Source organism: uncultured Aquincola sp. (assembly GCF_964001545.1).
In the GTDB taxonomy this organism is placed as follows: Bacteria; Pseudomonadota; Gammaproteobacteria; order Burkholderiales; family Burkholderiaceae_C; genus Aquincola.
Genome location: NZ_CAXFDV010000024.1, coordinates 1 through 6,556, shown reverse-complemented (window position 1 = coordinate 6,556; position 6,556 = coordinate 1). Strand labels below are relative to the sequence as shown.

Below are 6,556 nucleotides of genomic sequence, written 5' to 3'. Positions count from 1 at the left end.
GCCAATCCTCGAAGTCGGGCCGCACGTCGGGCGCCATGTCCCACCACATGGCCAGGGCGGCCGAGCCCAGCAAGCTCATGCGGCGCTCCTTACTTGGCGCCGCGCATGCGGGTCAGTTCGGCGTTCACGTCCTTGACCACGCCTTCGCCGATCTCGCGGCTGAACTTATCGACCACCGGCTGCACCTTGGCGCGCCAGCGCACCATCTCGGCCTCGCTCACCTCATTCACCTGCATGGTCTTGCGCAGCGCGTCCACCGCCTGGGCTTCCTTCTGCTGGGTCAGGCGGCGTTCTTCGGTCTTGGCTTCCACCGCGGCGTCGCGGATCACCTTGCGCTCGTCGGCCGACATGCCGTCCCAGGTCTTCTTGCTCATCATGAACGGCATGCCTGTATAGACATGTCGGGTGATGGACAGGAACTTCTGCACCTCGGCGAACTTGGCCGACTCGATCACCGCCACCGGGTTGTCCTGGCCGTCGATGGCCTTGGACTCCAGCGCGCCATACACCTCGCCGAAGGTCATGGGCAGCGGGTTGGCACCCAGGGTGGTGAACAGGTCGATGAAGATCGGCGAGCTGATGACCCGCATCTTCAGGCCCTGCATGTCCTCGGCACGCACGATGGGGCGCTTGCTGTTGGTCATGTTGCGGAAACCCAGGTCCCAGATGCCCAGGCCCACCAGGCCGTGCGCCTGCAGCCCGTCGAGCAGCCGGGTGGCCACGGCGCCGTCGGTCACGGCGTAGGCTTCCTTCGCGTCGTTGAACAGGAACGGCAGGTCGAACACCATGAACTGCTTGTCCAGCGAGGCGACGATGCCGGTGGCCATGGAGGTGAAGTCCAGCGTGCCGCCGCGCACGGCCGACAGGTTCTGCTGGTCGCTGCCCAACACGGCGTTCGGGAACAGGCTGACCTTCATCTTGCCGCCGCTTTTGGCGGCCACGGCATCGGCGAACTTCTGCGCACCCAGGCCCAGCGGGTGGTCCTTGGCCAGGCTGAAGGCAAAGCGCAGGTTGCGCTCCCTGATGTCCTGCGCCTGCGCGGCGCCGCCGGCCAGCAAGGCCAGGCCCAGCGTGGCCAGGCCGGCCTTCAGCGTGTAAGAGATGTGCTTGCCCATGTGTGTCCCCAGGGTGGTTGGTTGTGTGTGCGGTCCAGCGCTTGCCGGCCGATGAAAGGTTGCCAGAGAAGCCGCCCCAGCCGTTCAAAGCCGAGAAAGCGTTCAAAAGTTGAAAGGTGTGCAGTCCGTGGTGCGGGGTGGGCGGCGCCTAGTAGAACCAGCTGGCCGGCACCATCACCAGTGCCGGGAACAGCACCATCAGCATCAGCAGCGCGAACTGCGCGGTCAAAAAGGGCAGCACGCCGCGGGTGACCTCGTCCATGCCGACCTTGCCCACGCCGGCCACGGTGTTGAGCACCGCGCCCACCGGCGGGGTGATCAGGCCGATGGCGTTGTTGATCATGAACAGCACGCCGAAGTACACCGGGTCGATGCCGGCCTGCTTGATCACCGGCATCAGCACCGGCGTCAGGATCAGGATGGTGGGCGTCATGTCCATCGCGGTGCCCACGAAGAACACCAGCAGCATGATGGCCACGAGCAGCAGCGTCTGGTTGCCCATGAAGGGCTCCAGCAGCCCCACCACCAGCGCCGGCAGGCCCGCCACCGTGATCAGCCAGGCGCTGACCATGGCCGCGGCCACCAGGAACATCACCACCGCGCTGGTCTTGGCGGCATCCACGAACACCGCATACAGCCGGTTGAAAGGCAGCTCGCGGTACACGCAGGTGGCCACCACCAGCGCATACACCGCGGCCACCACCGCGGCCTCGGTGGGCGTGAAGACGCCCATCTTCAAGCCCACCACCACGATCACCGGCAGCACCAGCGCCCAGGAGGCTTCGCGCAGCGCGGCCAGCACCTCGCCGCGGCTGCGGCGCGGCGGCGGGGTGAGCTGCTCACGCCGCGCCACCCACCACCAGGTGAACCACAGCGCCGCACCCAGCATCACCCCCGGCGCGATGCCGGCCATGAACAGCTTGCTGATCGACACATTGGCCGCCACCCCGAAGATGACGAAGCCGATGGACGGCGGAATGACCGGCGCGATGATGCCGGCCGAGGCGATCAGCCCCGCCGAACGCGCCTTGTCGTGGCCGGCGGCCACCATCATCGGCAGCAGCAGCGCGGCCAGCGCCGCCGCATCGGCCACCGCCGAGCCCGACAGCGCGGCCATCAGGCAGGCGGCCATGATGGTCACGTAGCCGAGGCCGCCACGCACATGGCCCACCAGCGTGAGCGCCAGGTTGACGATGCGCCGCGACAGCCCGCCCACGTTCATGATCTCGCCGGCCAGCATGAAGAAGGGCACCGCCAGCAGCGGAAAGCTGTCAGCCCCGCTCACCAGGTTCTGCGCCAGGATCTGGGTATCGAACAGGTCCAGGTGCCACATCAGCGCCACGCCGCACAGCAGCAGCGCAAAGGCGATGGGCACGCCCAGGGCCATGGCCCCGAGCAGCGACCCGAGGAAGACGGTGATCGTCATGCCTGCTCCTCGGCCGTCATGCGCAGGGGCTCCGCGCCAGCGGCGGTGGGCTTGAACAGGGCCAGCAGGTCCACCAGCAGCATCGGCAGCGCCGAAGCCGCAAACACCACGGCGGCGATGTAGACGATGGCCATCGGCGCGCCGGTGGAAGGGGCCTCCACCGTCCAGTTGATGCGCATCTGCGTGAGTGCGCCCTGCAGCAGCAGCACGCACACGGCCAGCATCAGCAGCTGGGCCACCACCATGCAGGCGCGGCGCGCACCGGGGCCCAGGCGGGCCAGCAGCATGTCGGTGCCCAGGTGGCGGTGCTCGTGCAGCGCCACCACCGCGCCCAGGAAGGTCAGCCAGATGAAGAGCCAGCGCGAGACTTCTTCCGACACCGTGATGCCGGAGTTGAAGGCATAGCGCAGCACCACGTTGCCGAACACCAGCAGCACCATCACGGCCAGCGCCAGCACCAGCAGGGCTTCGAGGGCCTTGCAATAGACATGGAACAGGGACTTCATGAACAAAAGGTCTCAGGCGCCGAAGCGGATGGCGTAGCCCCAGGCGTCCAGCCCGCCCGGGATCGCGTTGAAGGACAAGGTGATGCGGCGCCCGCCCGGATTGGGCGGCACCGCATGCAGCAGGTAGCTGGGAAACAGCAGCAGGTCGCCGGGTGCGGTGGCCGGGCACACCCAGCGGTCGGCATTGAAGGGCGTGGACGACACCTGTGCATGCTGGTGGCGGAACACGAACTCGGTGCCGCCCACCGGCTTGCTGAACACCGTCTGCGCGGCAGCGTCCACCTCGGTGAGGTAGAGCACGCCCGAGACGAAGCTGTTGGCATGGTGGTGCATGGCCTGGTGGCCGCCCTGCCCCATGCGGTTGACCCACATCTCCTTGATGGCCCAGCCCAGGCGCTGGCCGAACATCAGCGCGCCCATGTCCTCGATCTTGGGTGTGAGCAGCGCCACCAGCTGCGGCAGCAGCGGGCTGTCGTCGGGCCGCAGCAGGCGGGTGTGCACCAGCTGGTCGCTGGCGGCATTGGGCTCGGCCGGCGCCGCATCGAAGTGCGCCGCCAGCTCGGCCACCAGCGCGGGCGGCACCGCGCCGCCGGCGCGCAGCACCGGCGTGGGAAAGAGGCCGAACACCTCGTCCATGGCGGGTTACAGCACCTGCCCGGCCGACCAGCCGCCCGCCACCGCACGGGCGCGGATGAAGTCCGAGTCCTTGCGCATGGCAGCGATCATCAACGCGGGCGTGAGGTTGCCCGAGGTGAACTGCGCGTTGTCGGCGAAGAAGGCGCTGTTCAGGCTCACCAGGTTGCCATCGGCCCCGGCAATGCGGTACTCGATCTGCGACTCCACCGCGCCGCTGTAGCCGCCCAGGCGCAGCAGCGAATAGAAGGTGGTCCAGTTGATCACGCCGCCACCCGCCCCGGTGGCGCCCGGTGGTTGCACGCGGCCGATGCTCAGCGCGCCGGTCTGCGGGTCCACCGTGGCGGCCAGGTCTTCCACCGCCACGCAGCGGATATTGGGCATGTTGCGCCGCATCTCCAGCTGCCATAGGGTGCCCGGTGCCGCCGAGGCGGTGTGGCCGATGGCCAGGTTGATGCCGATGAGGTCGGGCGAGATGCCCTGCATGGCGTACGCATAGTCGTACACCGTGACGCCGACGTTGGACGCATGGGTGTGCGCCACGCCGCACAGGTTGCCGTACTGGGCGTTGATGGCGGCCAGCCGGCGGTGGTTGAGGCGCACGCCGTCCAGCAGCGAAGTAATCTGCGCACCGAAGGTGTTGTTGCCGAAGCTCACCGCGCCCGAGTTGTTGAAGCGGTACTTGCGGATGCCGTGCGCACCGGCCACCGACAGGATTTCATGCACCGACTGGCTGGCGATCCAGGCGGTGTTGGCCGGGTCGGCCGGCGGCGCGAAGTTCACGCCGATGTGGTCGCAAATCGCGCCGGTGCTGCGGATGCCGCTGAGCATGGCCGGCAGGTGCGTGGCCACGTTGGCCGGGTGCACATGGCCGTCGTTGCGCACCGTCAGGTCCACCGCCGCATAGCCGGCGGCGCGGGCGGCTTCACCCACCTTGACGCCGGTGCCGTAGGGGTCGGCCACCTGCTGGGCCTGGGTGGCCACCCATTGCAGGTGGCGCGACCAGATCTGCGTCACCAGCTGCTGGCCCGGCGCGGCCTGGGCCATCGCCGGGGTGGCGAACAAGGTGTCCTTGGCCACCAGCGCGGCCGCGGCCACGCTGGCACCCGAGAGGAAGTCTCTTCTGTCCATGTGCTCGTCTCCTTGTGTTGTGAGTCAGGCGCGGCGGCGGCGCGCGGCCACGCCCAGGGCGGCCACGCCGCCCAGCATCAGGGCCCAGGTGCCGGGCTCGGGCACCGCGGCCACGCTGCCGGCGGCCAGCAGCACGGCCGAATCGCCCACCGTGTCCAGCGTGTCGGCAATGCCGATGGACAAGGTGTTCACCTGCCCCGCGTTCACCGTCATCTGCAGGTCCATCACCACCGTCATGCCGTCCAGTTCGGTGTCGATGGCGTCGTAGAACGGCGCGTTGTCGCGGTACAGGCCGCAGGTGCCGCCCATCCCGCCGGCGGGGCCCGAAGTCGGGCCGCCGCAGTTCACCGTCGAGGCCGAGATGGCCAGCTGCGTGCCGGGCAGCAGCGCCTGGTTCGCGCCGTTGACGAAGACGCCGAACACGTCGGTCGGAAAGCCGCTGTTGACCAGGTCGTTGTAGTCCTCGGAAGCGAACACGAAGCGCAGGCTCAGCCGCGCGTACTGCGGCACAAAGCTGAAGCTGAGCACCGAGGCGTTGAAGGTGGGCTCGTTGGTCAGCGACGAGAACAGCGCATGACCACCGCTGGTGTTGGGCGTCAGCGCATTGCCCACGCCGGCGGTGTAGGTGCCGCTCTGGTTGGCGGCGTCGCCCGCGAAGGCGGCGCTGCTGCCGATGAAGCGGGCATCGCCCGTCGTCAACACCACGCCGCTGTCGATGCCCAGGCCGTTGGCGCCCAGTCCGCCGTTGGCAAACAGGCCCGAGGCCGAGGCCTGGCCGCTGTAGCTGGCCGAGCCAGCCACCACCGACAGGCCCGGTTGCGCCGCCAGCAGCGCGTTGACCAGGCTGCTGGCCGCGTCGCTGCCGGTGTCGGCCAGCGGCGTGACGGTGGCTGCCGCCTGCGCGCTGCCTGGCGCGCCGGCCGCCACCAGCAGCGCCAGCGCTGCCAGCTGGGTGCAGAAGCCGCGGCTCATGCCGCCACCTCTTCAACCCGTTGTTGGCTGCGCCGCCGGCCGAAGGCCGCCATGCCAGCCAGGCCCAGCGAGAACATCAGCCAGGTGGAAGCCTCGGGCACCGCGCCCATGATGGCCACCGAGCCGAAGGCGCTGGCATTGCCGGTGCCGGGGCTCAGAAAGGCGGCGGTGACCTCGCTGGACAAGGTGAGGTCCAGCACGCTGGTGCTGCCAGCCACCGGCGTGTAGCTGAAGCTCCACGGGCCTTGCACATAGTCCTCGAACAGCGTGGTGCCGCCGTTGCTGAGCGAGACGAACAGCGAGGTGGCCGCTGCGCCCGACCCGTCGGAGAACGTGACCGGGTTGTAGTCCAGGCTCAGGCTCACGGTGCCTGTGCTGAGGAAGGAGCCGCTGAAGTGCGCGCTGGCCACCGCATGACTCAGCGCACCGGCCGACACGTCGGCCGACACGGTCAGCAGGCCCGGCCCCGCGAAGGCACCGGCGGTGGCCACATGCACGTCGCCGACCGAAGCGGCCTGGGCCGACACGGTCTCCACGTCCATCTGCCAGTCGGCTTCGGGCGCCGCGCCGTCGGCCGCGGCCACGGCGCTGGTGTCCACCTGCGTGCCGAAGAACGGGATGGCGGCGTGCGCCGAGCCAGTGGCCGCCAGGGCCGCCAGCAGCACTGCCGCCGGCACCGCCCGCAGGCGGGCGCTCAGGTTCAAACGTCGGATCATCACGGACCTCACTTGATGACGCGCACGGCGGCGGTGGACGTCAGCTTCTTCTGCACG

General features: G+C 69.0%; 7 protein-coding genes. All 7 read right to left on the bottom strand.

Translation table 11 applies throughout. The annotated features are described in order from the left end of the window. Positions 1-89: 89 nt before the first annotated feature. The 7 genes from ABNT58_RS00875 to ABNT58_RS00845 all read right to left on the bottom strand — a co-directional run bounded on the left by ABNT58_RS00875 (position 90) and on the right by ABNT58_RS00845 (position 6,499). Positions 90-1,115, bottom strand: a complete 1,026-nt coding sequence (locus tag ABNT58_RS00875) for a TRAP transporter substrate-binding protein (protein WP_348751627.1) — start codon at positions 1,113-1,115, stop codon at positions 90-92. A 148-nt stretch (positions 1,116-1,263) separates the two neighbouring features. Continuing rightward, positions 1,264-2,541 carry a TRAP transporter large permease subunit gene (locus ABNT58_RS00870; RefSeq protein ID WP_348751626.1) on the bottom strand — a complete coding sequence of 426 codons (1,278 nt, stop codon included), beginning with the start codon at positions 2,539-2,541 and terminating at the stop codon, positions 1,264-1,266. Further along, entirely contained in the window at positions 2,538-3,047 is a 510-nt protein-coding gene (locus ABNT58_RS00865) for a TRAP transporter small permease (protein WP_348751625.1), read from the bottom strand. Before ABNT58_RS00865 ends, ABNT58_RS00870 begins: the two co-directional genes overlap by 4 nt. A gap of 12 nt (positions 3,048-3,059) precedes the next feature. Beyond that, on the bottom strand, positions 3,060-3,683 hold the full coding sequence (locus ABNT58_RS00860) for a putative 2OG-Fe(II) oxygenase (RefSeq protein ID WP_348751624.1): 624 nt from the start codon (positions 3,681-3,683) through the stop codon (positions 3,060-3,062). 6 nt (positions 3,684-3,689) lie between these two features. Next, positions 3,690-4,811, bottom strand: a complete 1,122-nt coding sequence (locus ABNT58_RS00855) for a TIM barrel protein (RefSeq protein WP_348751623.1) — start codon at positions 4,809-4,811, stop codon at positions 3,690-3,692. Positions 4,812-4,835: 24 nt separating this feature from the next. Beyond that, positions 4,836-5,783, bottom strand: coding sequence for a choice-of-anchor L domain-containing protein (locus ABNT58_RS00850; RefSeq protein WP_348751622.1), 948 nt, complete (start codon positions 5,781-5,783; stop codon positions 4,836-4,838). Further along, positions 5,780-6,499, bottom strand: a complete 720-nt coding sequence (locus ABNT58_RS00845) for a PEP-CTERM sorting domain-containing protein (RefSeq protein WP_348751621.1) — start codon at positions 6,497-6,499, stop codon at positions 5,780-5,782. Before ABNT58_RS00845 ends, ABNT58_RS00850 begins: the two co-directional genes overlap by 4 nt. Positions 6,500-6,556 lie beyond the last annotated feature (57 nt).

Excerpts from the sequence above, each read along its gene's own strand:
- ABNT58_RS00850 (WP_348751622.1), bottom strand. The coding sequence starts at position 5,783 with ATGAGCCGCGGCTTCTGCACCCAGCTGGCAGCGCTGGCGCTGCTGGTG.
- ABNT58_RS00870 (WP_348751626.1), bottom strand. The coding sequence starts at position 2,541 with ATGACGATCACCGTCTTCCTCGGGTCGCTGCTCGGGGCCATGGCCCTG.
- ABNT58_RS00875 (WP_348751627.1), bottom strand. The coding sequence starts at position 1,115 with ATGGGCAAGCACATCTCTTACACGCTGAAGGCCGGCCTGGCCACGCTG.
- ABNT58_RS00845 (WP_348751621.1), bottom strand. The coding sequence starts at position 6,499 with ATGATCCGACGTTTGAACCTGAGCGCCCGCCTGCGGGCGGTGCCGGCG.
- ABNT58_RS00855 (WP_348751623.1), bottom strand. The coding sequence starts at position 4,811 with ATGGACAGAAGAGACTTCCTCTCGGGTGCCAGCGTGGCCGCGGCCGCG.
- ABNT58_RS00860 (WP_348751624.1), bottom strand. The coding sequence starts at position 3,683 with ATGGACGAGGTGTTCGGCCTCTTTCCCACGCCGGTGCTGCGCGCCGGC.
- ABNT58_RS00865 (WP_348751625.1), bottom strand. The coding sequence starts at position 3,047 with ATGAAGTCCCTGTTCCATGTCTATTGCAAGGCCCTCGAAGCCCTGCTG.